The following is a 370-nucleotide window of genomic DNA, read 5'->3' on the forward strand; positions in this document are numbered from 1 at the left end:
GCCGGGCGACGCTCGCTTGCGGGAGGGAGATCCGTTTTGACTATGTTCTTGTCGCAGCCGGGGCGGAAAGCTTTCCGATTCTCGAAAGCCTGATGCCGCAGTTGCCCAAGCCGCTGGGACAGGGGGTCAAAGGGCAGGCTGCACTGCTCGGCGCCGACCTCGATCCGAACCTGCCTGTCGCCTTTCTCGATGGCCTTTATGTCGTGCCGCATGAGGATGGCCGCGTTGCCATAGGCTCGACGAGCGAGAACCACTACGCCGATCCCGTGTCGACCGACGATCAGCTCGACGACATCGTGGTGCGGGCGAGGGCGCTGGTGCCGGCACTGCGCGATGCCCCGGTGATCGAACGCTGGGCGGGCCTTCGCCC

The 370-nt window shown here is 65.7% G+C and carries 1 protein-coding gene; it reads left to right on the plus strand.

The annotated features are described in order from the left end of the window. The coding region (locus AC1D0P_RS32040; protein WP_477680407.1) for an NAD(P)/FAD-dependent oxidoreductase at positions 1 to 370 on the plus strand (370 nt) is incomplete at both ends.

Source organism: Polaromonas sp. P1_G2 (genome assembly GCF_056405515.1).